30 protein-coding genes are annotated in these 25,267 nt (G+C 50.0%); all 30 read right to left on the reverse strand.

The window, feature by feature from the left end:
* Window positions 1-24: 24 nt before the first annotated feature.
* The 30 genes from ACYZ97_RS07895 to ACYZ97_RS08040 all read right to left on the reverse strand — a co-directional run bounded on the left by ACYZ97_RS07895 (window position 25) and on the right by ACYZ97_RS08040 (window position 25,248).
* Entirely contained in the window at window positions 25-630 is a 606-nt protein-coding gene (locus tag ACYZ97_RS07895; RefSeq protein WP_473297970.1) for a hypothetical protein, read from the reverse strand.
* A gap of 10 nt (window positions 631-640) precedes the next feature.
* On the reverse strand, window positions 641-2,272 hold the full coding sequence (locus tag ACYZ97_RS07900; protein ID WP_473297972.1) for a phage tail-collar fiber domain-containing protein: 1,632 nt from the start codon (window positions 2,270-2,272) through the stop codon (window positions 641-643).
* Window positions 2,265-2,948: a phage tail protein I gene (locus tag ACYZ97_RS07905; RefSeq protein ID WP_473297974.1), complete on the reverse strand. Its 684-nt coding sequence runs from the start codon at window positions 2,946-2,948 to the stop codon at window positions 2,265-2,267. Before ACYZ97_RS07905 ends, ACYZ97_RS07900 begins: the two co-directional genes overlap by 8 nt.
* On the reverse strand, window positions 2,941-4,077 hold the full coding sequence (locus tag ACYZ97_RS07910; RefSeq protein WP_473297976.1) for a baseplate J/gp47 family protein: 1,137 nt from the start codon (window positions 4,075-4,077) through the stop codon (window positions 2,941-2,943). Before ACYZ97_RS07910 ends, ACYZ97_RS07905 begins: the two co-directional genes overlap by 8 nt.
* Window positions 4,067-4,483 carry a phage baseplate protein gene (locus ACYZ97_RS07915; RefSeq protein ID WP_473297978.1) on the reverse strand — a complete coding sequence of 139 codons (417 nt, stop codon included), beginning with the start codon at window positions 4,481-4,483 and terminating at the stop codon, window positions 4,067-4,069. Before ACYZ97_RS07915 ends, ACYZ97_RS07910 begins: the two co-directional genes overlap by 11 nt.
* Window positions 4,484-4,545: 62 nt before the next feature.
* Window positions 4,546-5,181 (reverse strand): phage baseplate assembly protein V, encoded by a 636-nt coding sequence (locus ACYZ97_RS07920; protein WP_473297980.1) that lies wholly within the window; start codon window positions 5,179-5,181, stop codon window positions 4,546-4,548.
* The gene (locus tag ACYZ97_RS07925; protein ID WP_473297982.1) at window positions 5,178-6,305 is read right to left on the reverse strand and encodes a phage late control D family protein; all 1,128 of its coding nucleotides are present in this window, start codon (window positions 6,303-6,305) and stop codon (window positions 5,178-5,180) included. The genes ACYZ97_RS07920 and ACYZ97_RS07925 overlap by 4 nt, the downstream gene beginning before the upstream one ends.
* 101 nt (window positions 6,306-6,406) lie before the next feature.
* Window positions 6,407-6,661 (reverse strand): tail protein X, encoded by a 255-nt coding sequence (locus ACYZ97_RS07930; RefSeq protein WP_473297984.1) that lies wholly within the window; start codon window positions 6,659-6,661, stop codon window positions 6,407-6,409.
* Window positions 6,658-7,140 carry a phage tail protein gene (locus ACYZ97_RS07935; protein ID WP_473297986.1) on the reverse strand — a complete coding sequence of 161 codons (483 nt, stop codon included), beginning with the start codon at window positions 7,138-7,140 and terminating at the stop codon, window positions 6,658-6,660. The genes ACYZ97_RS07930 and ACYZ97_RS07935 overlap by 4 nt, the downstream gene beginning before the upstream one ends.
* Before the next feature lie 2 nt (window positions 7,141-7,142).
* The gene (locus tag ACYZ97_RS07940; RefSeq protein WP_473297988.1) at window positions 7,143-9,776 is read right to left on the reverse strand and encodes a hypothetical protein; all 2,634 of its coding nucleotides are present in this window, start codon (window positions 9,774-9,776) and stop codon (window positions 7,143-7,145) included.
* A gap of 282 nt (window positions 9,777-10,058) precedes the next feature.
* Window positions 10,059-10,397: a hypothetical protein gene (locus tag ACYZ97_RS07945; protein WP_473297990.1), complete on the reverse strand. Its 339-nt coding sequence runs from the start codon at window positions 10,395-10,397 to the stop codon at window positions 10,059-10,061.
* A gap of 225 nt (window positions 10,398-10,622) precedes the next feature.
* The gene (locus ACYZ97_RS07950; protein WP_473297992.1) at window positions 10,623-11,138 is read right to left on the reverse strand and encodes a phage major tail tube protein; all 516 of its coding nucleotides are present in this window, start codon (window positions 11,136-11,138) and stop codon (window positions 10,623-10,625) included.
* A 16-nt stretch (window positions 11,139-11,154) separates the two neighbouring features.
* Window positions 11,155-12,435: a phage tail sheath family protein gene (locus tag ACYZ97_RS07955; RefSeq protein ID WP_473297994.1), complete on the reverse strand. Its 1,281-nt coding sequence runs from the start codon at window positions 12,433-12,435 to the stop codon at window positions 11,155-11,157.
* A 1-nt stretch (window position 12,436) separates the two neighbouring features.
* The gene (locus tag ACYZ97_RS07960) at window positions 12,437-12,670 is read right to left on the reverse strand and encodes a hypothetical protein (protein WP_473297995.1); all 234 of its coding nucleotides are present in this window, start codon (window positions 12,668-12,670) and stop codon (window positions 12,437-12,439) included.
* Window positions 12,671-13,183 carry a Gp37 family protein gene (locus tag ACYZ97_RS07965; RefSeq protein ID WP_473297997.1) on the reverse strand — a complete coding sequence of 171 codons (513 nt, stop codon included), beginning with the start codon at window positions 13,181-13,183 and terminating at the stop codon, window positions 12,671-12,673.
* Window positions 13,180-13,641 carry a phage protein Gp36 family protein gene (locus ACYZ97_RS07970; RefSeq protein WP_473297998.1) on the reverse strand — a complete coding sequence of 154 codons (462 nt, stop codon included), beginning with the start codon at window positions 13,639-13,641 and terminating at the stop codon, window positions 13,180-13,182. Before ACYZ97_RS07970 ends, ACYZ97_RS07965 begins: the two co-directional genes overlap by 4 nt.
* A 5-nt stretch (window positions 13,642-13,646) precedes the next feature.
* Entirely contained in the window at window positions 13,647-14,054 is a 408-nt protein-coding gene (locus ACYZ97_RS07975) for a hypothetical protein (protein WP_473298000.1), read from the reverse strand.
* A 2-nt stretch (window positions 14,055-14,056) separates the two neighbouring features.
* On the reverse strand, window positions 14,057-15,004 hold the full coding sequence (locus tag ACYZ97_RS07980) for a major capsid protein (protein WP_473298002.1): 948 nt from the start codon (window positions 15,002-15,004) through the stop codon (window positions 14,057-14,059).
* A 31-nt stretch (window positions 15,005-15,035) separates the two neighbouring features.
* Complete coding sequence (locus tag ACYZ97_RS07985) at window positions 15,036-15,368, reverse strand: DUF2190 family protein (protein WP_473298004.1); 333 nt, start codon at window positions 15,366-15,368, stop codon at window positions 15,036-15,038.
* A gap of 13 nt (window positions 15,369-15,381) precedes the next feature.
* Window positions 15,382-16,563 (reverse strand): hypothetical protein, encoded by a 1,182-nt coding sequence (locus ACYZ97_RS07990; protein ID WP_473298006.1) that lies wholly within the window; start codon window positions 16,561-16,563, stop codon window positions 15,382-15,384.
* Between the two features lie 258 nt (window positions 16,564-16,821).
* The gene (locus tag ACYZ97_RS07995; protein ID WP_473298008.1) at window positions 16,822-17,253 is read right to left on the reverse strand and encodes a hypothetical protein; all 432 of its coding nucleotides are present in this window, start codon (window positions 17,251-17,253) and stop codon (window positions 16,822-16,824) included.
* Window positions 17,250-17,762 carry a phage virion morphogenesis protein gene (locus ACYZ97_RS08000; protein ID WP_473298010.1) on the reverse strand — a complete coding sequence of 171 codons (513 nt, stop codon included), beginning with the start codon at window positions 17,760-17,762 and terminating at the stop codon, window positions 17,250-17,252. The genes ACYZ97_RS07995 and ACYZ97_RS08000 overlap by 4 nt, the downstream gene beginning before the upstream one ends.
* Before the next feature lie 113 nt (window positions 17,763-17,875).
* Window positions 17,876-19,150 (reverse strand): PBECR2 nuclease fold domain-containing protein, encoded by a 1,275-nt coding sequence (locus ACYZ97_RS08005; protein WP_473298012.1) that lies wholly within the window; start codon window positions 19,148-19,150, stop codon window positions 17,876-17,878.
* Window positions 19,147-20,721, reverse strand: a complete 1,575-nt coding sequence (locus tag ACYZ97_RS08010) for a DUF935 domain-containing protein (RefSeq protein WP_473298014.1) — start codon at window positions 20,719-20,721, stop codon at window positions 19,147-19,149. The genes ACYZ97_RS08005 and ACYZ97_RS08010 overlap by 4 nt, the downstream gene beginning before the upstream one ends.
* The gene (gene terL, locus ACYZ97_RS08015; RefSeq protein ID WP_473298016.1) at window positions 20,718-22,382 is read right to left on the reverse strand and encodes a phage terminase large subunit; all 1,665 of its coding nucleotides are present in this window, start codon (window positions 22,380-22,382) and stop codon (window positions 20,718-20,720) included. The genes ACYZ97_RS08010 and terL overlap by 4 nt, the downstream gene beginning before the upstream one ends.
* On the reverse strand, window positions 22,369-22,875 hold the full coding sequence (locus ACYZ97_RS08020) for a DUF1804 family protein (RefSeq protein ID WP_473298018.1): 507 nt from the start codon (window positions 22,873-22,875) through the stop codon (window positions 22,369-22,371). The genes terL and ACYZ97_RS08020 overlap by 14 nt, the downstream gene beginning before the upstream one ends.
* Before the next feature lie 3 nt (window positions 22,876-22,878).
* A complete protein-coding gene (locus ACYZ97_RS08025; protein ID WP_473298019.1) occupies window positions 22,879-23,190 on the reverse strand; it encodes a VpaChn25_0724 family phage protein in 312 nt (103 codons plus the stop codon).
* Window positions 23,187-23,522 carry a DUF2730 family protein gene (locus ACYZ97_RS08030; RefSeq protein WP_473298021.1) on the reverse strand — a complete coding sequence of 112 codons (336 nt, stop codon included), beginning with the start codon at window positions 23,520-23,522 and terminating at the stop codon, window positions 23,187-23,189. Before ACYZ97_RS08030 ends, ACYZ97_RS08025 begins: the two co-directional genes overlap by 4 nt.
* A 3-nt stretch (window positions 23,523-23,525) precedes the next feature.
* Window positions 23,526-23,999: a hypothetical protein gene (locus ACYZ97_RS08035; protein ID WP_473298022.1), complete on the reverse strand. Its 474-nt coding sequence runs from the start codon at window positions 23,997-23,999 to the stop codon at window positions 23,526-23,528.
* Window position 24,000: 1 nt separating this feature from the next.
* On the reverse strand, window positions 24,001-25,248 hold the full coding sequence (locus ACYZ97_RS08040) for an Acb2/Tad1 domain-containing protein (protein WP_473298023.1): 1,248 nt from the start codon (window positions 25,246-25,248) through the stop codon (window positions 24,001-24,003).
* Window positions 25,249-25,267: the final 19 nt, after the last annotated feature.

Genomic DNA, 25,267 nt, shown 5'->3' on the forward strand with positions numbered 1-25,267 from the left:
CGTGTTCCTTACTGACTTTTGAAATTACAAGTTGGAAAGTAAACGTTTGGGCCAGACAATGCCATCAAAAATCATTTGCGCGTTCTCTGCGGTGTCTGTGCCATCAATTGCGGCTTTGGATTGCAAGCGGACTGTCTCGATTGCCGCGCTGATTTGAAGCCATGCCAGATAGGAATATGTAACGGTCTCGGCTATTTCCAAAAGCGTGTTGCCGTCGGGTGTTCCCATACTTGCCGCGAGCAGCGGATAAAGACTTGCGTCCGGCTCTGGTACATTTTCAGGGTTGGCCATATGGGCGGCAAAAGCGCCGGAATATTCGGCGGCCTGATTGACCTTTTCCTGATAGGTTCTAGCTTGGCCGTCACCGCCGGTGATATATTTCAAACGCTCGTTTTCTGCATATGCATCAATTCGATTTTTCAGACCGGCTTTGATCATTTCAAGATTTGGCGGGGTGGGCTCTATTAAGATTGGAAGCCCATGCTTATCGGCTTTGATATGTTTACCGACACTTTGTCCAGCTAACAATTGTTGATGTTGTTCAATGCCAATTTCCACTGCATCATCTGGAATGCTCATGTGGATTGAGCTTACCAAAAAGCCTTGTGTTTTCGAATAGAAAATTTTCATGTCATGTTCCTCAAAATCCCATGACTATATAACCACCTGTCATATAGGCACCTCTAGTTTTAGATGCAAAAAGGGCAACACCACCAACTAAATCAGTGTCAATAAACCAACTTTGTTCTTGCTGTCCGCCGCCCAAAACATCTGAGCTTGCGCCACCAACCACCCCGAAACATTTATTGGGAAAACTGATCGGCCATTGTATTTTGACGGCGGAGCTTTCCCAAATACCGTTATAGTCTGCACGGTTGGTGTAACCGCTAAACTTACCCCATTGCATCAATAGACCACTTGGTAACATTTGCCATCCATTATCCCCCGGCAAAAAATTTTGCACGAACTCTGCTTTGGAAACAAAAACACGCCAATTTAAACCGTCAAAAACAAAAGAAGTTATTGAGTCGGCCAAAAGATCACCTTGGATGAGAGGGTTGCCAAGCTGATTGAAAACACTCCTTTCACCAAGGCGATTAACATTCAAAGTAACGGCTCCGGTATTATTGGTTGCAATCTTTAGATGAACCGTCATGCCGACTGTCAGTGCCAGCGGCTCGGGGTTCAATGTGGCGGTTAGCGCATTGGCCGTGCCATCCGCTTCAGCGTAAAGCCATTTACCCGATTGGCTATCCAGCGCAATTTGCGGTTGATATTGACCACCTACTTTTTGCAGCAATTGACTATCGGCCAAGCCGATGCCGTGGCCGTCTGGCGTGGCGGTAAACATCCAGCCTTTTTCAGTCCATTCTGCAAGCTGTCCGTCATATCCCGCCCATACGCCGGTTGCCTGTGCGCCTATAATATAGGCATCGCCAATGGCCGGTTTGGTAGGCGGTGTGGTTGTGCCGTTAGCCGTCACCGGCACGAATGGTGCGCGGTTCAATTGCGCCAATGGGACGCGTGAACTATCTAAATCAAATGGCTGATAGACACCTTTGACACGGATAAAAACCTTGCCTTCCGGCAGACCAATGCCATGTCCGTCTTGCGGTTGCATGAAGTTCCATTTTTTGCCATTCCATTCGGCAAGCTGGCCGGTCTTGTCTTTCCAGTCGCCCTTGGCACCCTGCGGCACAAGATAAGTGTCGCCCTGATTGTTGCTTGTTGGCGGGGTGACAACATCCAAGGCCTTGACGGCCAGCCAAGGCGTATTCATGAATTGCGCGGCTGGAATGCGGCGGGTCTCGACATATTCGCGCGTCGCCCAAAGGATGGACGGGTCAACTAGCACAACGACTTGCGCCTGCTCGCCAATGACTAGTTGGAATTCATAGAAGACATCTTCAAGCTGACCCTCGGCACTTGTGGCCTTGTAGTATGGCGCTGGCTTGACCACGGCCAGCATATCGCCATCTATATCAAAAAGCCCGAATTCGCGCATCCACCAGCCGCCGACATTGTGCGGGATGATGGCATTGATAATGACGGCCGCCGGGTTCTTCGGGTCGATCTCGACCGAGTCCAATTGTGTGCGCCAGACTTCATGCACAAGCGCGGTCTGGTTGGGCGTCGGGTTCACCTCTTGGCCGTTGCCGTCACCAATTGCAAAGTAACTGAATTTGACCTCTCCCTTGTCGGCCGCCGCCTTGGCAATCTTATATTTGCCCTTGTCCGTCAAAAGCGTAAAATATTTCTGGCTGTCAGCCATAAAGACCTCCTTTGGCATTGACACGCACGCGCCTGTAAGCATATGCGCCGCCGCCTGCATAAGAATGGATTGAATGTTTCTGGTCGCGCAATTGCGGGCCGTTGATTCTGATTTTGCTAGAACGCTGCGAGACAAGCGCCGGATGAATAGTGTTCTGGTTTGAAAGCCCTATAAACATTTCGATAAACTGGCTTTTACGGGCATAGTTCTGCAAAGCGCGCCGCGCAATTTTCTGCATTCTGGGGTCAAGCAAAACGTCCTGCGCGTCAAAAATGGCTTCCTGCGGAAAGATAACGGCGCGGTGCGTGCCGGGCTGGCCTTTGGGCTGGCGCTCATACCACTGAGTCCAACGCACTTGCATCCCCAACAAAGACAACACCAGGCGTATACCGTAAAGGGTGCCCTTTGCCTCGTGCAATTCATACCAACGCTTCAACAAGCGCCGCTGCACGTCTTCGGTCAAACCGGGTTCGATCAAATCCTCAAGCGATAATTCACGGGTCAAGGCGGGCAGGCTGGCTGCGGGTGCGGTGTCTATAAATTCGGCAAGTACCAGGCGAAAATCGACATCATCCAAAAGCGCGGCCGATACTTCCATCAATGGCACGTTAAAAGCATCACGCACCGCGGGCGGCAAGGTTTTCGGGTCAAGTCTTGTCTTAATGGGGTCAGCCATCGGCCAGCCTCATTTCAATGGTCACATCAGCATCAGCCATAAATTGCCAAGCCCGCAATTGCTGAAAAGCAAGGTTCTGCACATCCACATCGAGAACACCGGCAACATGCTTGATCGGGTCGGCCAGATCGGACGGCGCGATAATGCCGCCCAGCCTTTCGCGCCATGTGGCTTTGACATTGGCAACCAGCGTCTTGGCTTGCGCCTCGATAACGCCTGCACCCGAGCGGCAATAAATGACGACATGCGGGGCGCATGTTACCGGCTCACATTCTTTTATTGTCACTTCATCACCAAGCGGCCGAATGGTTTCGGGATCGAGCGCGGCAAAGACCTGTTGTTTTAAAGCGGCTCCGGCATCGCCCTCATTGGTCAAGACATAAATGTCGATATAGCACGGCTGCGGCCGCACCACGGCGCAATCAACAATCTGGCTCGATACGCCCATCACCGTTTCACGATAGGCATCGGCGGGGCCTGCGCGGCTGATACGCTCTGGCGCGTTGGCAATGCGCAAGCGCCAAGCGTCCAGCGGTTCAATATCGGCACCACCATCGGGTGCAACTTTGTTGGTGACAGTCACGCCGCCAATCGGGTCAAGAAAGGTGGTGATGCTGTTAGCCGTCAGATCATTGGCGCGCGCACCGGCATCTTGTGCCAAGGCCAAAACCTCGATCGACAATTGACCGGCTTCGATAATGGCATCGGTCTGCGTTAGAAATACGTCATTGCCTTGGCCGCCCCTAACGCGGGTCGCGGCTGGAATAAGCACATTCTGATTACGCTGTTGCGCTATCGAAAAGGTCAACAAAACGCTGGCCTTTGCCGCTGGCAGACGCGGCGTCCAACGATTGGCCGCAAGCTGTGAAAGGCCGGTCTCGCTGGCAAAGGCAACAAGATATTCCTCGGCCTGTGCCTGCGCTTCTTGGCAAGCCAGCGAAAACCCATAAGCCCATGTCTCGATCAGGTACATTTCAACCTGTCCTTCATAGAGCTTGCGGCCGGTTGTTTTTTCAAACTCGGCGATCATGCGGTCGCGGATTTTAAGCGGGTCGGTTTCATAAATTGACGGCTTGGGCAAAGCCGCCAAGATTTGCAGGCTATAAGGCCCTTCACGGTCATGACGCATAGGCAAAACCTCCGGCCAATCTTACATTCAAGTCAAAGCTTTTGAATTGTGCCAGCACATCGCCGCGCGGCCGCCATGGAATGGTAACTTTCCAATGATGAATATCAACGGCGGCTGCGATTATATCGTCAACCTCGACACGCACCACCCAAGCGGTGATTGCATCCCAAATTTTTTGACAAATTAACGGCGTCGCTTCTTCGCTTGGCATATCAATCAGCGGCATCAGGTCGCAACCTTTAAGCGGATTGGTCGGCACCGAGCCGATCATGGTGCTGACAATGATAGCCATTTCCTGCTCAATATCGGAAAAATCGCTGACTATTGCGCCAGACAACATATCGCTGCCAGCAGCAACAAGCCGCTTTTGCCAATGAATATAAGGAATTTCAGAACGCTCAATCATATCGCAAGCTTATCGCGTGCGCGTAAAGCGTGGCACGGGCAAGGTTCCCGTGTTGATCAAAATTATGGCAGAGGATTGCCAGTTGTGCCACCGCCGGGCGTCACACCCTCATGATGATGGTCAGACCCTACATTCTTATCATTATGACGTAAAGCCCCGCCCTCAAATTTTGCATTGCCTTTATGGCTCATGTCACCGGTAGATTGGATTTTTCCCGCACCGATGACATAAGATGCACCGCCTGCACTGATTGTTATTTGCCCGTCTGTGATTTCAATAAAAGAGCCGCCGACCTTTGCCAGGATAAATTCTGGATTGACTTCAAAACGCGAATTGCCAATGGTCGTGACATGCTTGGCCTTTTGCTGCAATTCATAAACACCGGTGTCCTTGTCATAAACATCACGGCGGCCGCCGCGCAATTCATTGACAATCTGCGCCGGATTTTGGGTCGGTGGTTGGTCAATATCCGAATAGACCGCGCCTAATATCACACCTTCTTGCGCATGTTCATCGACATAGCATGACACTTGGCTGCCAACTTCCGGCATACAATAAGAACGGCTTTGCTCACCCGACGCCAAAGGCTGCACCGGCTGCAACCAATAAGACACAACATTGTCATCGGCGCGGAATTCAACACGCGCGTGTCCCTTGTCGTTAACTTCACGCACAATGCCATGACGCGGCCCGCTCATTGCGTAACACTCCCATCAGCGTGGACTTCACCCATAAAATCGGCATCATTAGTCATACTATTGCCGCTCTTTTTGGCCTTCTTCTTTATATCCTTGCCATCTTTCACATTCTTGTCGGTCGCCCGTTCAATCTGGATGCTGGTTGAATAGCCTGAGCGCTCACTCTTATGTTCGGATTCAACAATCAGATAGCGGCCGTCAAACAGACCAAAGTTTTTAAGCTCAATCACACTGCCAGCAACGGCGGTGGGGGTGCCAACAAGATCAAGCGTGCCGGTGACTTTTTGTGCATTCTTTTGGTCTAGCCTGCTCTTTGCAATGCGCTTGGCCTGCCCTTCATCTTCCACCCGCACATTCAGCTTCATCACATCACCGCTTGACGTCACCACGCCCAGATCGTCTGCGCTGGATGCTTCGGCCCCCACAAGGGCCTTGCGGCGGGGGTGGTCAAATTTGACCTCGGCCTTTTTGGCGGCCTTATGGTCTGCAAAAGAAAGATCATAGCTTTTTAAGTTCTGCTTGCTTTGGGCAATACGGTCAAAAACAAGCACCGGTGCGCGCGCCCGCAAACCGTCGCGGCTGGTAAAAACAAGCTTTGTGCCTTTGACTGTAAAATAATGGCCATAGTCATCGGCCAGGCGTTTCAAGAATTCCAGATCCCGTTCGCCATTTTGGGTAATGCGCTGGAATTTTATATCCTCAATCTCGCCCTCGACTTGCAGCCCATGTTTATCGGCAATCTTTTGGACGATTTCCGATAAGTTTTGTTCTTCAAAAGCGGTCGTATTTTTGGTGCGCAAGGCTTGCGTCTTGGGCGCGGCCAGCCCCTTTATGCTGATTTTATCGCCGCCGCTGTCACCCGTCACTGTCCATTCATCAATCGTAAACTCACCGGCAAAAACAAGTTCATCGCTGTAACCATACCAGACCTGCATCTTGTCGCCGTCTTGTGGCGCATAAATACCCATCCACTCGCCGGTGGCATTGTGCATATCAAGCTGGCATTCGTCACTTTCGCCATGGCGTTTATCCGTGTAACTGATAGCCGTTGTATAGCCGCCAAACTCGGCGGTGACATCCATGCCCTGATATTTGACAACAAAGGCGGGTTTGCGTGGTGTCATAATTTTTCACCTTCACCTTGTCGCAAAAGTCTGCAACTTTTGCGGGCTCATATTTTTTTCACCTTCGCCTTGTCCAAAAACCGGTTTCCACTTTTTGGGGCTCATATTGACTCCCCTTTTTTCCAAAATGGCAAGAGCGCATCCGATACGGTGGCTTTTTTCTCACGCAAAGGAATTTTCAATAAAAGGCCGGCCGGCAAAACAGCCGGCACGGAAAAAGCGGGAAAAAGATCGGCATTGGCCGCAATCAAAATATTTTGCAGGCGCACATCTTCATAATATCTAAAAGCCAAAGCGTCCCAACGCTCGCCGTCTTTGGTGAAATGCTCGATATAGGGCTGCACAACTTTGGTCATTTTTTCGCTCCCGGTTTGCTGTCGGCTCCGCCCAAGCCTGCGCCGCTGCGTATTTGTCCCATAATAGCGTCAAGCGGGTTGACCAGCGGGGTTTCAATCAATGTCATTGTGCAATCCATCCGCACCACTGTGCCGCCACGTTTGGTTGTTTTGAGATTGTCCTTGTCCAAACTTTCAACCACATAGCGCACGCCGTTAAAGCCTGTTTGTGTCAGAAACGGCATTGGCGTTTTCATCTGATAGGCCGTCCAAAGCCGCGCCCATTGAACGGTCGGATTGCAAAAAGTTTCGTCAAAGAAAAAATCGAATGTGCGCTCGTCCAGTTCCCGCCCAATTTCCTGCAAGACCGGCTTGCCCCGTATCACATCATGGCGCGCCCATGTATTGCGGAAACGCTCCTTGTCGGCGGTCGGGCCGGTCAAATAATCATTGGGGCCGAATGTGCCCAAAGCAATTGAACCAAGGTAAGACAAAAGCATTGTTAATACTCCTTACGTGCTTTGGCACTCGCAACCTTATCCATCAGCTTCGGCAGTTTGCCTTCAAGCTGTGCCAAGGTTTCACGCATGACCTTATCAATCATGGAGCGGTCAGCATCGCCTTGAATGCTGATTTGCGGCGAAAAGTTCAGCACAACAGAACCGCCGCCATTGCCGCCATTGTTATGACCAGCAGGCAAACCAGCACTTAATGGGCTGCTTATTCTTGTTCCACCAAGACCAGACAATGTATTGCGCACGCCAGCCGCCACCCGTTCGGCGGCTTTGACCGCCGGTGCCGGACGCATCGCGGTGGCCAAGGTTTCAGAAAAACGGACTCTATCAAGATCAGATAACGGCCCAACCTTGGCGGGGCTATGCGGCAGATAATCGCGAATCTGCCCGACGACTTCATTTGTTGCGGCAATGGCGGCACCGGCACCGTTGCGAATACCTTGCGCAAAAGTGCGCATCAGGGCAGCGCCGTGGCTTTCAAAACTTGTACGTGACAAAATACTGCGTGCCGTATTGATCGCGCTGTCAAAAGCCTGTGCAATGCCGCCCGCTTTGGCGATTGTTTCGGCTGTTTTGCTTTGCAGACCGGCCAATCCGCTATTCACACCGGAAAATTCAATACCTGCCAAAGCTTCCAGCTTGGCCGTCAGCTTGTCTACCTCCGCTGTCGCCGCGGCAATGGCGGCGGGGTCTTGTGCTACAATATTGACAGCCGCCACATCTTCACCGCCAGAGAACAGACCTTTAACCCACGACCATGCTTTGCCGATTGTTTCAAAGACTTTACCAATCTTGTTTTTGGCCCCTTCAAAAATCCCAACAATTTTATCCAAAACACCTTGAACAAAACCAGATTGCAAAATTGCATCCCATCCCGGAAAGCCCGGTATCATTTCGGCCCATTTGAAAGGGTTTAGCCAAAAATTCCAATCAACCTTGGTCAGGACGTTATCCCATGCCCAATCAAAAATATATTTAGCCCAACGCAACGGCGATAGATAACTTGCCCAATCCAGAACCGTCAGCACATTGTCCCATGTGAAAAGGCTCTTGACCCATTTCCAAAAATTGGAAAAAATCTGTTTCGTCTTGGCCCATATATTTTTGAACCATGGGCCGATCTTGTCCCAATTGCGATAAACGAGATAGGCACCGCCAGCAATGGCTGCAATGCCTGCCACCACCCAACCGATGGGCGTTGTCATGAAGGCAATACCCATACTGATAAAACCCTTGGTTACAAGGCCAAGAGGGGCAACCAACAAGCGCAACACCGCGCCAATTTTTGAAAAGCCGTTTATTTTGGCAAACATGCCAAGGGCCGAACCACCAAAACGCAACAGCCCGCCAAGACCCTGTGCCACCTGAAAAAAGCCTGTTGCCATTTTGAAAAGGGACGGTGCAACCGGCAAAGCAATCAGGATCATCGCCAGATTTTCCCAGCCGCCAACATAGCCGGAAATACCGTCAAGGAAATGAAAGATTTTTTCACCGGCCGTCCATAATTTTTCAGCCACCGCCCAGCCGATGGTCATGGCTTGAATAAGACCATCCGAGATCTGTTTACACCATTTATCCAACGAGCCATCGGCCGCCCATTGATCAATCAGCCCGACAACCAGATCAAGCTTGCCGGTCAGAAAATCGAATACACCGGCATTCATGATTTTAAGCTGGACGTTGTCCCACGTGTTCCAAAGCTTCCAGACCATGCCGTCCCAAGTTTTGCCAAAGGCATTGCTTGAACCGCCAAAACGAGCTTCCATGGCTTTTTGCATGGCGGCAGCATTTGCACTGCGATCACCATCCTTGGCACGATAATATTTCATTCGGCCATCTTTTCCGGCATACATATATTCAATATATTTGCCGTTTTTCTTGGCCTCTATGCCAAATTCTTTCAAGCCACCCAGCTCACCTTTTAAAGCATTGGTATAGGCTTTTGTTGCCTGTTCCATACCTTTGTTGCTGCCAGCCGCCATATCGGCAAGGCCTTGCAATGCGCCCTTGGTCGGGTCAATACCGGCTGATTTGACTTGAATAAAAGCTTGTGCCAGAGCGCCAACGCCTTGCCCCGGCATATTGGCCTTTTCAACCCATTTCATCGCCTTGGCCGCTTCTTCGGCCGAGGCGGTGACACCTTGCATCTGGATTTGCAATTGCTGATATTCACGGGCTTTTTTTGAACCTGCCAGCCCCAGACCAAAAGCCGTGCCGCCTAAGGCCAAAGCACCACCGGCAAGCTTGGCCCCATATTTCATGACCCCCATGCCGCCAAGGGCCATATTTTCAACGCCGTTTGCAACCTTTTTTGACGACCAGTCAATGCGCTTGCGCTGAAGGTTGGCCCAAGCGCGTGCCTCTTTTTCCAAAGCGGCCGTCTGTTTAATTGAATTGTCTGTGCTGGCCTTGCTGGCCTGTGCTGCCTGTTTGGTGGCTTGCGCGGCCTTGGCGGCCGCCTGTGCATTTTGGCTTTGCGCTTTGGCAACCTTTTCCGTCGCTTTTGCCGCTTTGTCTGCACCTTTAATGCTTGCATCATTGGCGCTTTTGGTGGCTTTTGCCACGCCCGCAATGGCTTTGGACGCCTTATCAATGGCTTCAATCGTCAAAGAAAATTTCATGACAATAATCCCTTGGCCATTGATTTTTTATTGTCCGGCAAACCTTTCTGATAAGCATTCAAAAGATGCTTATCAGGGTGCCGGATGGCTTCAATAACAAGGGAAAATTTCATCTATTTTATCCTTTCCCTTTTGAAGCCCTTTCCATTGCGGCTTTTTCTTGCTTAGCCGATTGAACGGCCGTATCGAGCCAATATTTTAAAATGCGCGAGGGCATATCCATCAATGTCTGAAAATCCCACCCCCGCTGCAACATCCACTCAATATCTAGCGGGTGTGGGATTATGCCTTTCCCGATTCTTCCTCGTCACCATCATCGCCATAAAATTCGCCCAGCAAAAACATCCAGTCTTTGCCTTTGATCTCGTCCTCTATCTGCGTCAATGTCCATTGTTCACCGTTAAAACGGCAAACACGCTGGATAAGCACCAACTGCAAACGGCCGGGTTCACCTTTTGAAAGGCGCTGTGCGGCCTGTGTATCGCTGATATGCCAATCGTCTGGAATAGAAACTTTGATTTTTGATTTTGGCAAAGTGACAAGACGTGTTGTAAATTCCGGCTTGTTCTTAATTTCACTTTTTGTGGCCTTGGTTATGTCGTTTTCTAAAGCTTCGCTCATGGCTGTCTCCTTTGGTTATAAATTAGGTTGCTGTCTCTTTTGGCAATTCAATATGCGGGTGGGGCAGATCGAGACAGCGGGGGACTGCCCCACCCTTTAAAGCGCCCTGCGGGGGCTGCGGCGCTTTAATTTCTTTTCACGAACCTTTGGTTCGCAAGCCCGACTGGGCGTCGGCCACGTTTGGCCGCCCTCGCGGAGGGCTGCGCCCGTGAGCGCAAAACAAGATTATCTCGGCCAGACATCCTTGCCTGCAATCCGATAAATGCCGTTGAACAGATCATATTCGAGGTCGGGGTCTGAAAATTTCGACCGCTTGGCAACCAATGACAGAATGGTCATTTCAACTTCACGTTGGGTCGGTTCGCCAAGCTTATATTCCAAATCGCCGGTATCGCGGCAAAGCGTCTTGACGGTGGTTATCAGCTTGTGGCTTTTTTCCTCATCCAGCCCATCGGCGCCAAAAATATCTACATAGCTATGAAGTTGCCATGAGATCGCCTTGGTCGGGTTCAAGATCACACGGTCAACATCAGGATCAAGATGTTTAAAATTGACCGTTGCATTCAAAGCTTCTAACGCACGGCTCGGCAGGCTGGCGGCACCGATCATGCCGAGATTTTCATGATCAACATTCTTGGCGGCAACCTTGCCAATTTTGAATGTCTCAACACGGCCGACAAAACGGTTGCCTTCCATATAGACATCAGCATCGGTGATTTGGCCTATTTGAATAGGATTCATTTTCATATCTCCTTAATTATGCGGCCAAGCCAAGGGCATTGCGAGCGATTGAAATATCGAGATAGCTATCAACCGTCAGGCGCTCCATCACAGAGACGGGCTGAATATCAAGATGATAATAGAAATGGCCGTCCGCCACATCGCGGCTGGTTGTCTTGGTACGGTCAAAATAGAACCGGCTGCCCGAATAGAGTGCGCCTTCCCCTTCTTTCTTGCGCAAAAAGGCGCTCACATCGGCCTCAACCCATTCCAGATTGGCAGGCGTCGCAATGCTATCAATGCGCTGTTGCATATAATAAAGCATAGCTTCGTGAACCATATCGGCGGTGCGGCGGGCATGGATAAAACAACGCGGGGTAATATCGGACGGGAAAGCCGCCGAACGGTTGCCCCATGTCCTATAGCCGTTGGCAAACATATTCATCGCCGTCACAATGCCAACACCATTGAGCGCATTGGTGTCCGACTGATAATCGCCGGGATGATAGGAAATATCACGCTCAATGCCGACAACATCCGTCATCGCTTCATTGGACGGTGAATGGTGATAGCCATGTGCCAGATCGGTCGCGATGATCACGCCCGCCATATGCTGGCTATAGGGCTGATTGACCACATCATCGACAACCGGGTCATAGGCTTTGACCTGTGGGTACATCAATATTGCGCGTTCGGACGCGGTATTATATTCGCCACCTTTGCCACGGGCAGCAATGGCCTGTTGAATGGTCATACCGGCAGGCAGATCGGAAATATTGACTGCATGAAGTTTGTTAGAAATGACATCCATTTCGGTGCGTACACCGACATGTGTTGAATAGCGCGGTGCAATCAGGATTTTCGGGAAATAGCCTAGTTCATTATAGGCACCATAAGCCAATTGAAAACCGGACGCATTACCGGCCGCATCAATCGTGCCGTTAATATCGGCCGCCGTTACCATGGTCGGATCAGGATTGCCGTTTTCGTCCTTATGCTTGTCCGGGTCAAAGACATTGACAGCAATGATTGTGCCGCCGCCTTGGCCGTCCTGTGCCTTGTTGAACATGGCCTTAATGGCTTCGGGAATAGAATAGCCACCGCCAATCTGCGGCCCCAGCAATTGGGCTGCATCTTCCGGCTTGCGGATGACAATGCGCTTATTGATGGCCGCCTTGCGCTTGTCAGCATCATCATAGATTTCTTGAATCGGTGCGGTACCAACGATCATAGTGACCGCCGACTTGACCTCGCGCACAATGCCCGCGCCTTCGCGGCGCTCAATAACCTCGGGGCCGTGATGAAAATTCTCAGGCATATCAGGATTCCTTTTTCTTGGTTTTGGCTTTGTCGGTGGTCTCGCCGCTCTTGTCCTCAGCGGTTGCTTCGGGTACCGGAACCATCAAACCGCCGACAATCAGCGCATTGATTTCAGGGTGTTCAGCGGGCAGATCATAGTTTTTGCCGGGGGCAAGGTTGCCGTCAAAAACGGTCTTGTCACCGTCCTTGATGGTACGGGCCTGAAACGGCCCTTTGTAAATGAAACGAGCCATTTAAAACTCTCCTATTGGTTTGTTACCTTGATCGGTCGGGTATGGGGTGTGGCCGGTGTCGCGCCGCAAGTCGGCAATTGATGGGATATGGTGGGAAAACTCCATCACCCAGCGCCAGCCGCTTTCAATACGGGCATCCAGCTTGTCGGATAGAATTTGAAACGGTGTGGCACCGACAACGCTTTGACCTTGCAAGGCCTTGCGTACCGCTTCGACCGCTTCATGCGCGCCGATAAGACCGCCATTCTTGCCATTCAATGAACGGACAAGAATAAAAACCTGCCAGCGCAATGTGCGCCGCGGTGCATAGGCCGTTGTCGGTTTGTCATCGCCGCTTTCATAATTTGAACCGGCATAAAGCGTAAACACCGCGCCGCCATCACCCTGCGGAAAATCATAATCCTCAAAGGTCTCATCAAAACTTTCAACGCGGTTCAATTCTTGTGGCAACTGCGACCGCAAGGTTTCAATAATGGCGTCCTCGATGCGCGTCAGCATATCGGGTTTGCTCATGACCAACCCTCCAATGCTTTGTTGATGCGACTTTCAGGCATATAGCCCTTAACCGTTTGTGCATGGGTGTCCGGTTCAGGCTGTGCGCCATCACCATTTGAATCCAATGTAATGCGACCATTGCTTATGTCTTTAAGCTGTGCAATCGCATCCTCGTAACGCTGGCGCACAACCTCGGCCATACTGCTTGACTGCCCGCCTTGGCCGCGCAATTTGTAACGTGCCACATCAAAAGCAATGTCTTTCAACAAGTCTGGAATTTTGGCAAAGCCCTGCTTGTAACGGGCGCTTACATAGCCATCAATCAGATTGTCAGCGGCCAGCAAAACGGTTGCCGCACGGTCAAGATCAAGTGTGCGATTATCACGTCCACCTTGTCCCAATAGGCCATCAGCTTCGGTATCACCCAAACGGGTGACAAATTCCTGCGCGGCCAGATATTTCGTGCGAGCAACCATGTTGTTTAAGCTTCCTTGATAAAACCAAGACCGATAAGCATTTCGATTTCGTCCTCTTCCAGATCAAGGGCAATAACATCACCAACAACGCGGCGCTTTCCCTCATATTTGAGCGGAATCAAAACCGTATATTCAACAGTGCCAACCGCTTTGCCGGATAGATCGACTGGATCGACATCCTTGTCCGCCCCTTCATCCGTGCCACCGCTTTGACTGTCGGGCTGTTGCGGTTCGTCCGGTTTCTGTGCTGTGCCAGTGTCACCGGTTGCGGACGGGTCGGCAGCGCCGTCCGCCGCATCGGGTGAAAGAACGGTGGCAGGCACACCGGTTCCTTCGGTTGTGTCTGTGTCTGTTGAGATTTCACCCTCAACGCCTGCGGCTCTAGCGGTATTCCTTCTTGATTGCCGTGCCATGATTAGCCCTCCGCAACGTCTTTGAACAAAAAGCCGCCTTCCGCGCCGGTGATATAAGGGCGGTATTCTTCCGTGGTCGGATAAATCCAGCTTTTTGTCTGGCGTTCCTCATAAGGCTGCTCGACAATCGGGTAGCCCTGTAAGCGGTATGTGTAACCGAATGACGGCACCATGTAATTCGTACCTTTTGGCACATAGGCCAACACCGCATCGTTGCCCCAGACGTCATTGGCTGCATCGTCATCACTTGCATTTTCATCCAGTGCCACGGCCTTACCGATTAAAACCTTTTCAACATTAAAATACTTTGCAAGCATTTCAGCGGTAATGCTGTCGCTCGAGGTGTACTTGAATTTTTCAGCAATAGCGGGGTGGCCGTCCAAAGCATTAAAAGCCGATGGTCCCAAGACTAGCATATTCGGATAGCGGCCAATCATACGGCGCACCGCTTCCTTGGCTTCCTTAATGTCATCCTTGGGCTTTGACGCCGAGTCACTCCATTTATCGGAACCGGTAAAAGCTGTCTGGTTGTTTGTTTTATAATTGGCCGGATTGCGCACCATATTTGCAATCTCAACCTCGCGACCAAGACCGATAATATCCTGCACACCTTCAATCGACGTTTTGGCAAGATCAATGCCCGGCACCTTGCCCGCAACATCCTGCAACTCATACGGCACTTGTGCCTCAAGCGATTCCTGACGCAAAGAAACCGGATCGCTTTCATAGCCGAATTGGATACGGCGTGTTTGTGAGCCGGGGGCGCGACGCGTGTCAATGTAACGGCGAAACGAATCCTTGCCGAAACGTATTACCTTCATAGAGCGGTTGGCAATATCGACATAGGGCAAAAGCTGCGTGCCGATAAACTCATCGTTTGTATAGCCCCGCGCATGATTGCTCAAGATCGGATCAATTGCCTGTGCCTGTCGGCTTGTCATCTGTCCCATAAAAAAGACCTTTCAAATTGGATTTAATAAATTAACGGATAAGAACACTTACTCGGCCATCAACAGCGGCGTCATTCAGCGCTATGCCAAAACTGGCGGCACCGGCGGCCATAGCAACGGGCTTTGCCATGTCATTGGCGGCAAGCTTTTGCCCCTTGGCAATAGTGGCACCGGCAACAAGATCGACCAAACCGGCAGCGGTAATGCGCAAGGCTTCACCCTTCTTCGCATCGTGCATTGCCACGCCCTGCACCTCGTCTGCGCTTTTGGCGGGCGCATCGGCAAAGTTGACAAGTTGCCCCTCTTGTATGTCGGCGGCGGCGGCAATGGTATAAGTCAAAACGGCGATAGTAGATTTCAACATGTTGATGTCTCCTTTATTCACCGCGCTCAATGGCTGCGGCGGCTTCAATGTAGGTGAGATTGGGATTGGCACGCATCCGCGCCATTGCCTTTGCATGAAGGTCAAGGCGTTCTGGATCAACGCTATAACCATCCGGCGCGGCAAAACTGACGCTTTTATCTTCGCCATTATCTTTTAAAACGGAGTCGCCCAACGCGACGATAGGCGGCTGTTTCTTGAGTGCTTCACGCAAGGCTTTGGCCGGATCGCTTCCATCTGAAAAGCTGATAGAGGCGGCATCAATATCAATTGCGTCAAGAATGCCGACAAGTGCCTGTTGTGACACCGGCAGCCACTTACCTTCCTTGACAAGACTATCAGCAAAACTGACATTGGCATCATGCGCCATTGCACGCTCGCGCTCACGAATGTATGACTCACGCTTTGCCAGTTCTTTTTCTTTCTCAAGAACAGCAAAAGAGGCATCAGGCTTTTTCTTCTTCGCGTCTTCCCCGTCATCAGCACCGTTCGGTGCTTCATCTGTCTTTTCCGTGGCATCCGGTTTTTCTTCCGGTGCAATCGTGGCAGCTGGTTTTTCTGTTTTCACATCGCTGTCGAGTTCTTCGCCAAAAAGCTTGTCGGCTTCTTCATCGCTCATGAGCGACTTTGCTTCATCAGCCCCGAATTTATCGGAAAGCCACGCCATAAAGCGGGCACGTAAAGATTGGTTTTCTTGTGGCATATCTGCAAAATCCATTGTTTCCAAAGTGATTGATTGGTCGTCGTCCCCGGCAAAGCTGACAGACTGCAAGCCCGTAACCGCCGGGGACGCTGCACCCAAAAAGCCCACATGTCTTAGATAGTAGTGTCCGGGTTTTGGGTTTGCGGGATGCTCCGGCGTAAAGAGGCGCACGGATATTTTTTTGTAGCGTTTTGATTTCACATCATCGGCAAAGGCGGCATCAAGATCACCAACCTTGGCAACAAGACGATTGGTCTGCTCGTTAAACTCAAGCGATTGCACCCAGCCCTTGGCCGGATCATCGGTGCGGGGGTGGCCAACAACAATTGGTGCGTCGGCAAAGTCGGCATCATAGATTTGCGCTATGTCGCGCAAAGTCTCTTTTGCAAAAACAAGAGGGGCATTTCCACCTAATGGCCTAAAAGAGCCAGGACGGAAAACCTCAATATCAATCGTGTGTGCATCTTTCTTCATGCGGCTAGATTAGCGACAACGCATATCGACCGGCACGGGCAAGGTTCCCGTGTTGTGCATTTTTTTTTAAATTTTTAGATGGGGAGATATTGTCGGGTTTATGCCATTATAAGCAGTTTGACGTCAACCGCGCCAAAGATTTATTTTTACAATCGAATCTAACGCCTATCTAACGCGCATAGAGGCGCTTTAACAGTGTAACCAGTGAGATTGTGCGGCAAAAGGTCAAGAAACGCACTAGCGGGCAAATTTGGCATTTTAATTTATTTGAAAACCAACATGAATAAATTCATTGACGGCATAGATTAAACCATATGGTAAGGCACCCCCTAAAATAAACGCAATAAAACCGCCGAAAGCAAGAAACTTATCTGAAGGATAAAGCCTAGGGCTGATTGAATCACGAATAACATATAAAAAATGCCATATCATTACAAACATATAAAACCACAGAGCGATGAAAAGCGCCCAAAAAATAGTTCCTAAAAGAAAACTCGAATGAATGTTTCTAGCATACTGCAATGCACCCAGAAAAATCGTCGCTTGAAGAACGGCTATGATAAAGTTGAATACCTCCTTAACCCAAGATACAAAAAGCCCCCTGATTTCTGGGTCTCCTGCCTCAGGTAAATCTTTCAATGGTGATCTGATAGCGCGCTGAATAATTGTTTTAAAACCAACATGTGTCATTTTGTATTCTCCGCATCAAACCAGTCTTCCAGCGCATCCATGGCCGCCTGTTCGTCTTTTACACCAAAGCCGATATAGGGACGGGCGGGAATCTTTGCACTTTTTGCAAAGATTGTCTTGCTTCCCATCGGAATACGCAAGGCCTTTTTATCTTTAGGCACAATGGTTGCACCGAATTGGTGGACGGCAGCATCAACCGTATTCGGCCCCAATTGTAAAACATCGCCATTGACCTGATAGGCAATGGAACCTTTCAACCGGCCGGTGCGGTTCAATATTGGCCCGGCCGAACCACGCAGTTTTTTTGTGAGTTCACTTAATGGCTGCCATTTATTACCCTGCGGGTCTGTCTGTGTATGGAAACGCTCAAGTGTTGTTTGCAATAGTGCTTCACCAATATTTTGCAAAGCGCCCTGTTTGTCCTGGGCTCGTTCAAGTAAATGTTCAATCACGCGCTCGACGCGTTGTTGTTCATCTTCATCAAGAACCATTTTAATCGTGACAGACATTTGATTTTTGCCCTTATATGTCTTATATTGAGTTTGTGTCCTGATTGCTTTGGTCGCGTGACACGACCGTCCAAGATCAAGACGCCAAGGCTGGCAGTCACGGGCCAGCCTTTTTATTTACGCCGCCATAGCAAGTTGCCGCTGCGTTGTTTCTCTATATATTTGTCGCGTTTTTTTGTGTCGCTGCTTGAAGCAACAAAAAGCGTCGTTCCGTTCCAGCCATCATTGCCCCATTCAAAAACAGCCAATGATTGTTGTCCGGCATTATAACGCAAATAGCGTTTGCGCATAGTGACTGCGCCGGTTTGCAAATGTCTATCCCAATTCACCCAAATTTCATCGGGGTCAGTCAAAGCCTCAATTGCTTGCGCGTATTCTGTCGCCCTGTCCGCTTTAAAAACTTTCCAATTGCCTTCATGATCTTTGAACAATGAATCGGAAATGATCGCAAAGTGGCCGGACTTGTCCCTTATCAATCTTGCACCATCGGGGCCGCGCTTTGCACCGAATTGTTGCAAGATGGTATCGACATAATATTCCGGTGACTGGTCGGGCTTTAGCGGCTTGATATTGGTTGGCCTGGCATAGGATGATAAAGGAACAAGATTATCAGGTATCGGCAAGCCTCTTTGACCAGCCGGAATATCACTTTGCAGTGGCAGGGGTAATTGCAGATCAGGCGGTACAAGACCATCTGCCCAATCGGCACCGGGTGCATGATTCCAGCCAAAACCGATTCCTTCCGGCACTTCTATAATTTCGCCGGTGCGCGGCTCCTTGATCTTACGATAGGTCAAGACCGGCGTTTCATCTGGCCCCGTCTTGCCCAAGCGTTCAAGCTGGCGGCGTGAAAGCGGCTGGACGCCGCAAGTACAGCCCCAGCCATTGGGTGGATAGATCACCCGCCAGATCGGATTATTCCAGTCCAGCACAATACCGTCCATTTGTTGATGGTCATAGCGCGGGGTTTTCGGTGTACGGATAAAGGCGTGCTTATATTGCCAATATGGCCGCACCTTGACCATTTTAGGGTCAGTCATTTGCTTCCAGCGTCCAGCGGCATAGGCGGCGCGCATATTGGTCTCGTAAATAATTCGCGCGCGCCAAGCGCGACCGGCCGGTGTGTTTTCGCCCTTCCAACCCGTCCATCCGTGTTTGGAAACATATTCCTCAAAACGCTTATAAAACTCCTCGCCACGCATACCATTAGCCGCCGCTTCCATAATCGCATTGTGCATATCGACCAGAAAAGCGTCCTTGGTGGCACCGGCTATCGCAAAAGCCCGGTCATGAGCGCGGCCGTCCAGATCACGCCAATGCTTTGTCGGCTGGCGTACTTTCTGCCTGATATAGTCAATGGCCTCTTTGAAGGGTGTTAGAAAACTCATTCGTCTGCGCTTTCTTCTAACACATCTGCGCGGCCTGTTGCATCGGCTGCAAGCATGGCTTGACCAAGCACGTCGGCAAAAGGCGTCAATTCAAGTTCTGGGTAAAGTGTTAAAAGCCGTTGCGCAAACACCGCTAGATCTTCGCCCTTTGCAACCGACTTTTTAAGCTCAGCCTTTATCAGATCAATCCAGCCGTCAAAAATCGGTTGTGCGGCTTCTTCTACTTGGTCAACCAGCGCAATCAAACCATGATCGTCATGAGTATGATCTGACGTGTCCGGCGCGGCAAAGCTTGTGTCCGTTTGACCGTTATTGTTTGAAGAAAAAGGAATTGCAATCATTTCCCTGTCGAAAATCTCGCTATAGGTTTTTGCCATGCCGTCAGCCGGAACAAAGCCCGCTTGTTTAGCTGCTTGCAAATTATCCATCTCGGTCTTTTGACGTTCAGCGCGCTTCTTTTTCAATTCTTCGATTGCCGCCTCGTTTTTAGTACGCGGCCGCCAAACAGTCGGATAGGGTGCGCCGGGCAAATTATAGTCAATAATCCATTTAACAATTGTAGCGTTCAAAGTCTCACAAAGCGCATCGGCATCACTATCAGCCACACCGTCAGACACTTCCATATGCCCCTCAACGGCTGCACGGCTGCCCGCACCATCAAGCGCGGTGGATAAGGTTTCTCCAAGCACTGTGACGCTTGTTTCCTCATTCCAGAACCGGCACCATTTTTCATAAGAGGCCGTATCGCTTTTATTGACCTCCATAAAGTCAACTTCGGTACCGATTGGCACAACAATGACACCGGCCTGCACCATATCAGCCAACAATGTCATTAGTCGGTTGACCTCGTTCGGTGGTGTGCCATAAGGATATTTTCCAATCGGTGTAGGGGCGGCAAATTTTTCAAGAAAATGCGCCCAAAGCCCAACGCCTTCACGCTTGAAAAGAACGTTCCAGAACAATATGCGACCAAGGCCGCGGCCATAGGGATCGGAACCGTCATCATCATGGCGATAAACAATGAATTTGCGTTCAGGAAGCTCTATGCCGTCAAAAGGGGCTTCGGGTGTCAAAAGCCGCAATTTCCAATCACGATCAAAGGCGAAACGCGCCTGCCTTTGTTTCTTGATTGTCTGCGGCAAAATTAAACCGTTTTGAACATGCCAGACAATCTCGCCGACGCTATAACCGAACAAAGTACCGCTTAACGCATCCTTGCAAGCACGGTCAAAAGAAAACCGCTTCAAAGCATATTCAACCAGATCAGCCGCCTCTTGTGCCTGTGAATCATCATCCTCGGCAGGCATTACCACCCATTCACGTGATATAACTTTTGCAATCCGCTTTTCCAGAACCGACTTGGCGTGTCCGTCGCGTTCAACTTCCTCATAAAGCCGAATACCTTTACCGCCACCTTTTGCAATCAATGTTTCATCTTGCGGGCGCAAAACAGTCGTATAGTTCGGCACTGTCACATCATTGGAAACTGTTGCAATAAGCTGCATGGTTTCTTTGCTCAATGTTATTTGCTGACTGGCTGTGGCCTGTCTTTTATTCTTGCGCTTTGTCATAGGCGCCACCCTTTCGTCAGATCGTTATAATGGCCTTTTGCAGCAACATGAATGTCATCAAGATCAGTAGCGGCACCACGGCCAATTGCCTCTTTAAAAAGCATCTCCAAAGCATCCGGGCCGTCATCATGATCGGCATCCGGCCAATGGGTCAATTGTTCAAGCATTGTCGTCTGGCTGGAATGGAAAAGAATAGAACCGTTTGTTATGGCAGGCTCCAGACTTTCAATGCGCATTTTCTTGTCGCTTGTGTGATTGATTGCAATGGCTGAAATATAGACGCCTTCTGCAAGGCCCTGTTCCATTGTCACCGTTCTGAAAAATTCCTGAAACTGCACGGTCTCGAAAAACCAAAGCTGGCATTTATATTGTTTTTGAAACCGTATTACATCGGCAATGATAAGGCTTGGCAAACGCTTCTTGATAGATGCTTCGACAAGATAGAGTTTCGGCGAACGGCCAGAGCGGTCTAGCGCACCAATCAAAATGGCCGACGGGTCACGACTTTTACCCGCTTTGCCAAGGCTTGGGTCAACTGCGCCAAAATAGAGAAGACCCTCGGGCAAATGTGCCCAATAGGTTAAATCCTTGAATGGCGCGTTTTCGCTCACCGGCTCGCCTTGTTGTTCACTGGCAAAGGCGAGGCGGCTTTCGGCACGTTGCATCATCAACTGCTCAAGCGACTGCATGGCGGGCCAGTTTAAAACCGCGCCTTCGTCCATTGCAGCCTTGTGCTTCAAATAAAAACTATGGGCAGCATCTTGGTTTTCATTGCGAAAGACTTCTTCCCACATATCCCAAAGCGCCATATCATCCGGCATCTGCATGACAGCTTTAAAGCGCGTGACATGCCAACCGGGTTTTTTAGACATACGGATAATGACAGCATCATGATGCAAAACGGTGCCGATATAAAACAGCTTCATAGAGCCGTCAGCCTGCCCCAGTTTCGAGACAGCCTTTAAAATCCATTGTTCCAATTTGTCGCGCTGTTCGGGTGAGCGCACATTCTCGTCATTTTCAATATCATCAAGCACAACAAAGTCAGGACGTTTTGCGCCATGGCGGCGGCCGCGCAATTTCATGCCCGCACCAACAGATTCCATACGCACGCCATTGCGCAAAGTCACTTCACCTTCGGCCCATTTACGCCCCTTGCCGACAAATTCGGGAAAGTCATAGGCAAGGCGCGGGTTTTCTTCAAGTTCAGCCTTGATTGCTTCCAACGCAAGCGCGGCCTGCGCATAGGCATCCATTGCAATGATCGTATAGTGGGTCAGTCCAACCAATGCCAACCAGATCGGCCCTGCCATCGAGATCAATGTTGATTTGGCCGAGCCACGCGGGGCGATTAACAGTTCTTTTGCACCCTTTGTTTGCTGTGCCACTTGCGGTACCAGCTTGAAAATTTCCTCATGCAAGAGACTGGGTTCTTTGGTCAGATAATGGGGGAAATAGGTTTCTGCAAAAAATTGAAAACCTGTGTTCAGATCTAACACTCTTTTTATGCGCTGCGCCTTGGCCTGTTCATCCGGGTCAAAACCCGACACGCTTGCTTCAATGTGAGCGCGCATCTCATCGGCAAGCTTCGCCAATTCTTCTTTGAAGTTTTTAACACTTAGTTTGCGTGTGCTGCTTGGCAAAAGATTATCGGCCATCATAGACCTCAGCTAAATGATCGCCAAACGGCCCCAGCATTTCAAGAATGACATCGGCCTGTTCGGGATATTCACGCGCAACAAATTCTGCCAAACGTTTTAAAACATCATAGGCAACACCCAACTCGGACAGTTTCGGCGCGCTGCGACTGGCGGCTGCAACCGTTTTGTTGAAAGCATCTGAAAGAGTGGCCATCAATTTAACACGCTCACCGGCCGATAAATTGCGGTCATCTTTCAAGGCTTCCATCGTGCTTTGGAATTGCAGTGCAAATTCTTCCAGACTTGCAGCAATCAAAACCGCATAACCGTCACCAGTAACAAGCGCATTGGCACGCACCTTGTCCCAATCGTCACCCGCCTCTTTGGCTTCACGCTTCCAACGGTTGATGGTAGGCAGAGAAACGCCGGTCAGCGCGGCAATATTGGTCAAGGCCAAACGCTTATGGACAAAGAGGTTGCGGGCTTCGCGCTTGGTGGCATCATCATGGGCCATGGTTCAAAACTCCGGACGCGGAATTTTGACGCCCTCAAGAAACGCTTTGCGCTCTATATGATCGAGACCGGCACGGGTCAGTGTGGCAACAAGAATGTTTCCCGCTTCTTCCAAAACAATACCGCCCACATCAGACAGCTTGCGCATCTGTTGACGCACCCATTCACGGGTACGATTATGACCAAAATGATCTAAAACATCATGCAGCAATGTTTCATTCATTTCGTTACCGGGTGCCGTTGCCAAAGCCCGCAAGATTGTCAAACGGGCATCCTCTGCCACCTTTATTTCCAGTTTTGAAAAATCGAGGCTCATGGCTTTCCTTTCGCGTTCTCAATCAGCAACTCATTGATATGGCCAATCAGCCCTTTCATGGGTTCGACACTTGTTGTCAGTACACGCATATCACCGCGCAACTCCGTTAAAGCCAATTCCATCCGATGAACGGCGGCGGCATCAGGCAAGGCCTTGACTGTATTTTCAAGCCGGTCAATGCGCTTCGACAGATTACTTTGGTCGTCAAGAATTTGACGGATTTCTTTTTCATTCTTGCGGCTTCCAGACGTCAAAGCATTGTAAATGACTGTGCCAAGGCTGACAGCCATGGCACAAATTGAAAGCCACATCTGGAATTCAGACGGTGCCATCAATCACCGCCCTAGACTGGTTTTAATAAGATCGGCAATGTCATCAGGCATTCCCTTTTCCTGCAACTTGGCCGCCAGCATATCGCTAACATCGACCGGCCTTAGTTTAAAATGCGCTAGGGCATCCGGTACGCGACTTTGTACATAAGAAAGACCGGCCTTGATTAGAACAGAACGTACGTCAAGCGTTGCCGCTCCGCGCACACGGATATGTTCGCGTAAATTGTCAAAGGCATAATTTACCCCGCGCTCAACTGCACCCATGACAACTGCCCGTTGGCTGTCATCAACTCGAATACCGAGCCATTTTCGCAAGCCGTTGGTCACACGGGTCAGTGTCCAGCCAATGACGCCGACAGCGGCAACGGCGGCATAGTCAATCAATGTATTGGTTATCGGTGCCAGCGATAAGGTCGTGTCGGCTGCAAAGGCTGCGGCTGGAAACAGCAAAACCAAAAGGCAAATGAAAAAACGCATATTAAGCTCCATGTTTTTCGGATTGACGGGCAACTGATTTTGTTGCCCACATGATTGCTGTCTCTAGTTCAGTCAGCGCGACCGCTGTTTCGCGGCTATCGCCAAGGTCTTTGATTTGTCCCCAAAGCACGGTTGCCATGCGCTTGATCCTTGCAATCTTGGCAACATCTTCACTTGATAACGAAACACTATTCATACCCATCACATCGCCATATTGGGCAGTGACAATATTGGCCGCCAAGGTCATGGCCGATTCAAACGGAAAATCCGGCAAAGGCTGCGGCTGTTCGGGTAGTTCAAATTCTTTGCTAATTGTGGGGTCGGCGGCAATTCTCTTTGTTTGCAAAGCTAATTGCAAAGTACTTCGAGTTTTGCCACCATAAACGCCATCAGTTTTAAGTTCGTTTTGTTCCTGAAAGCGTTTAATTGCTTTTGTAGTATTTACACCAAAATCACCGTCAATACTTATTGTATTACCTAGCTCAACAAGCTGGGCTTGAAGCAAGCGCACATCATTGCCTTTACTACCCGCCTCCATATCACGAATGGAAAGGCGGCTGGTGTCAAGAAAATCAAGCGCGGTTTCTGTCAATATTTCACGTTCATGGGTGCCATATTCAAGAACATCCTCAGCACGGTCAGTGGCACTTTCACGTGCACTCAATCCGTTATAACCGCCATTGACAATCTTGGTAATTTCCTTGACGCTGGCCGTCTCGCCTTTAGCTCCGATAAATTCTTTCCAGAATGCAAGGCCTGATAAAAACCCAATATCAGGACGTAAAAGCAAGTCGGGTTCTGCCACCAAATCAAGCCCAAGCTGTTTGCCTGCTTGCTCATAATTATATTTACCAGTTGTTTGCTTCAAACCACGACCACGATACCTATAACCATCGCCAATTCGGTTGTTACCAAGACGGCCGCCATAGACCTTGTTGGCAAGAGCTTCGGGATTGAACGAATAAGGTTTTGCTGCGGCCTCACTTTTAAAACGCTTCGGCCAAACTTGACACAAACGTTTTGCGGAATATCGCAAATTTTCTTCAAGCCGGTTTAGGTCTGCACTTTCATGAACAATCTGCCCCATAAATTTCGACTGCGCCGCGGGCGTTGTTACACCAAAGCGTTCCCACGCACCTTTGTAACCCTCAAGCACTATCGCATCGACAATTTCCGATTTGGCATCTGGGCAAATAGCAAGAATATCGGCTTTGTATAACATGGGGCGACCTTTCGTTTGGTCGATCATGCCAAAAACCAATTCTTAA

The sequence above is a fragment of the Bartonella sp. bp_1 genome (genome assembly GCF_055808085.1).

What these genes read in the sequence shown, in the direction of transcription:
- ACYZ97_RS08005 (WP_473298012.1), bottom strand. Translation starts at nt 19,150, where the DNA reads ATGAGTTTTCTAACACCCTTCAAAGAGGCCATTGACTATATCAGGCAG.
- terL (WP_473298016.1), bottom strand. Translation starts at nt 22,382, where the DNA reads ATGATGGCCGATAATCTTTTGCCAAGCAGCACACGCAAACTAAGTGTT.
- ACYZ97_RS07900 (WP_473297972.1), bottom strand. Translation starts at nt 2,272, where the DNA reads ATGGCTGACAGCCAGAAATATTTTACGCTTTTGACGGACAAGGGCAAA.
- ACYZ97_RS07990 (WP_473298006.1), bottom strand. Translation starts at nt 16,563, where the DNA reads ATGAAGAAAGATGCACACACGATTGATATTGAGGTTTTCCGTCCTGGC.
- ACYZ97_RS08010 (WP_473298014.1), bottom strand. Translation starts at nt 20,721, where the DNA reads ATGACAAAGCGCAAGAATAAAAGACAGGCCACAGCCAGTCAGCAAATA.
- ACYZ97_RS08035 (WP_473298022.1), bottom strand. Translation starts at nt 23,999, where the DNA reads ATGCGTTTTTTCATTTGCCTTTTGGTTTTGCTGTTTCCAGCCGCAGCC.
- ACYZ97_RS08020 (WP_473298018.1), bottom strand. Translation starts at nt 22,875, where the DNA reads ATGGCCCATGATGATGCCACCAAGCGCGAAGCCCGCAACCTCTTTGTC.
- ACYZ97_RS07945 (WP_473297990.1), bottom strand. Translation starts at nt 10,397, where the DNA reads ATGAGCGAAGCTTTAGAAAACGACATAACCAAGGCCACAAAAAGTGAA.
- ACYZ97_RS07970 (WP_473297998.1), bottom strand. Translation starts at nt 13,641, where the DNA reads ATGGTTGCTCGCACGAAATATCTGGCCGCGCAGGAATTTGTCACCCGT.
- ACYZ97_RS07980 (WP_473298002.1), bottom strand. Translation starts at nt 15,004, where the DNA reads ATGGGACAGATGACAAGCCGACAGGCACAGGCAATTGATCCGATCTTG.
- ACYZ97_RS07935 (WP_473297986.1), bottom strand. Translation starts at nt 7,140, where the DNA reads ATGCTTTTGTCTTACCTTGGTTCAATTGCTTTGGGCACATTCGGCCCC.
- ACYZ97_RS07915 (WP_473297978.1), bottom strand. Translation starts at nt 4,483, where the DNA reads ATGATTGAGCGTTCTGAAATTCCTTATATTCATTGGCAAAAGCGGCTT.
- ACYZ97_RS07985 (WP_473298004.1), bottom strand. Translation starts at nt 15,368, where the DNA reads ATGTTGAAATCTACTATCGCCGTTTTGACTTATACCATTGCCGCCGCC.
- ACYZ97_RS07965 (WP_473297997.1), bottom strand. Translation starts at nt 13,183, where the DNA reads ATGAGCAAACCCGATATGCTGACGCGCATCGAGGACGCCATTATTGAA.
- ACYZ97_RS07910 (WP_473297976.1), bottom strand. Translation starts at nt 4,077, where the DNA reads ATGCGTCATGACCGTGAAGGGCCTTATAGCCTGCAAATCTTGGCGGCT.
- ACYZ97_RS08025 (WP_473298019.1), bottom strand. Translation starts at nt 23,190, where the DNA reads ATGAGCCTCGATTTTTCAAAACTGGAAATAAAGGTGGCAGAGGATGCC.
- ACYZ97_RS08040 (WP_473298023.1), bottom strand. Translation starts at nt 25,248, where the DNA reads ATGATCGACCAAACGAAAGGTCGCCCCATGTTATACAAAGCCGATATT.
- ACYZ97_RS07960 (WP_473297995.1), bottom strand. Translation starts at nt 12,670, where the DNA reads ATGGCTCGTTTCATTTACAAAGGGCCGTTTCAGGCCCGTACCATCAAG.
- ACYZ97_RS07940 (WP_473297988.1), bottom strand. Translation starts at nt 9,776, where the DNA reads ATGAAATTTTCTTTGACGATTGAAGCCATTGATAAGGCGTCCAAAGCC.
- ACYZ97_RS07895 (WP_473297970.1), bottom strand. Translation starts at nt 630, where the DNA reads ATGAAAATTTTCTATTCGAAAACACAAGGCTTTTTGGTAAGCTCAATC.
- ACYZ97_RS07955 (WP_473297994.1), bottom strand. Translation starts at nt 12,435, where the DNA reads ATGCCTGAGAATTTTCATCACGGCCCCGAGGTTATTGAGCGCCGCGAA.
- ACYZ97_RS07950 (WP_473297992.1), bottom strand. Translation starts at nt 11,138, where the DNA reads ATGAATCCTATTCAAATAGGCCAAATCACCGATGCTGATGTCTATATG.
- ACYZ97_RS08000 (WP_473298010.1), bottom strand. Translation starts at nt 17,762, where the DNA reads ATGTCTGTCACGATTAAAATGGTTCTTGATGAAGATGAACAACAACGC.
- ACYZ97_RS07905 (WP_473297974.1), bottom strand. Translation starts at nt 2,948, where the DNA reads ATGGCTGACCCCATTAAGACAAGACTTGACCCGAAAACCTTGCCGCCC.
- ACYZ97_RS07920 (WP_473297980.1), bottom strand. Translation starts at nt 5,181, where the DNA reads ATGAGCGGGCCGCGTCATGGCATTGTGCGTGAAGTTAACGACAAGGGA.
- ACYZ97_RS07930 (WP_473297984.1), bottom strand. Translation starts at nt 6,661, where the DNA reads ATGACCAAAGTTGTGCAGCCCTATATCGAGCATTTCACCAAAGACGGC.
- ACYZ97_RS07995 (WP_473298008.1), bottom strand. Translation starts at nt 17,253, where the DNA reads ATGACACATGTTGGTTTTAAAACAATTATTCAGCGCGCTATCAGATCA.
- ACYZ97_RS07975 (WP_473298000.1), bottom strand. Translation starts at nt 14,054, where the DNA reads ATGGCACGGCAATCAAGAAGGAATACCGCTAGAGCCGCAGGCGTTGAG.
- ACYZ97_RS08030 (WP_473298021.1), bottom strand. Translation starts at nt 23,522, where the DNA reads ATGGCACCGTCTGAATTCCAGATGTGGCTTTCAATTTGTGCCATGGCT.
- ACYZ97_RS07925 (WP_473297982.1), bottom strand. Translation starts at nt 6,305, where the DNA reads ATGACACCACGCAAACCCGCCTTTGTTGTCAAATATCAGGGCATGGAT.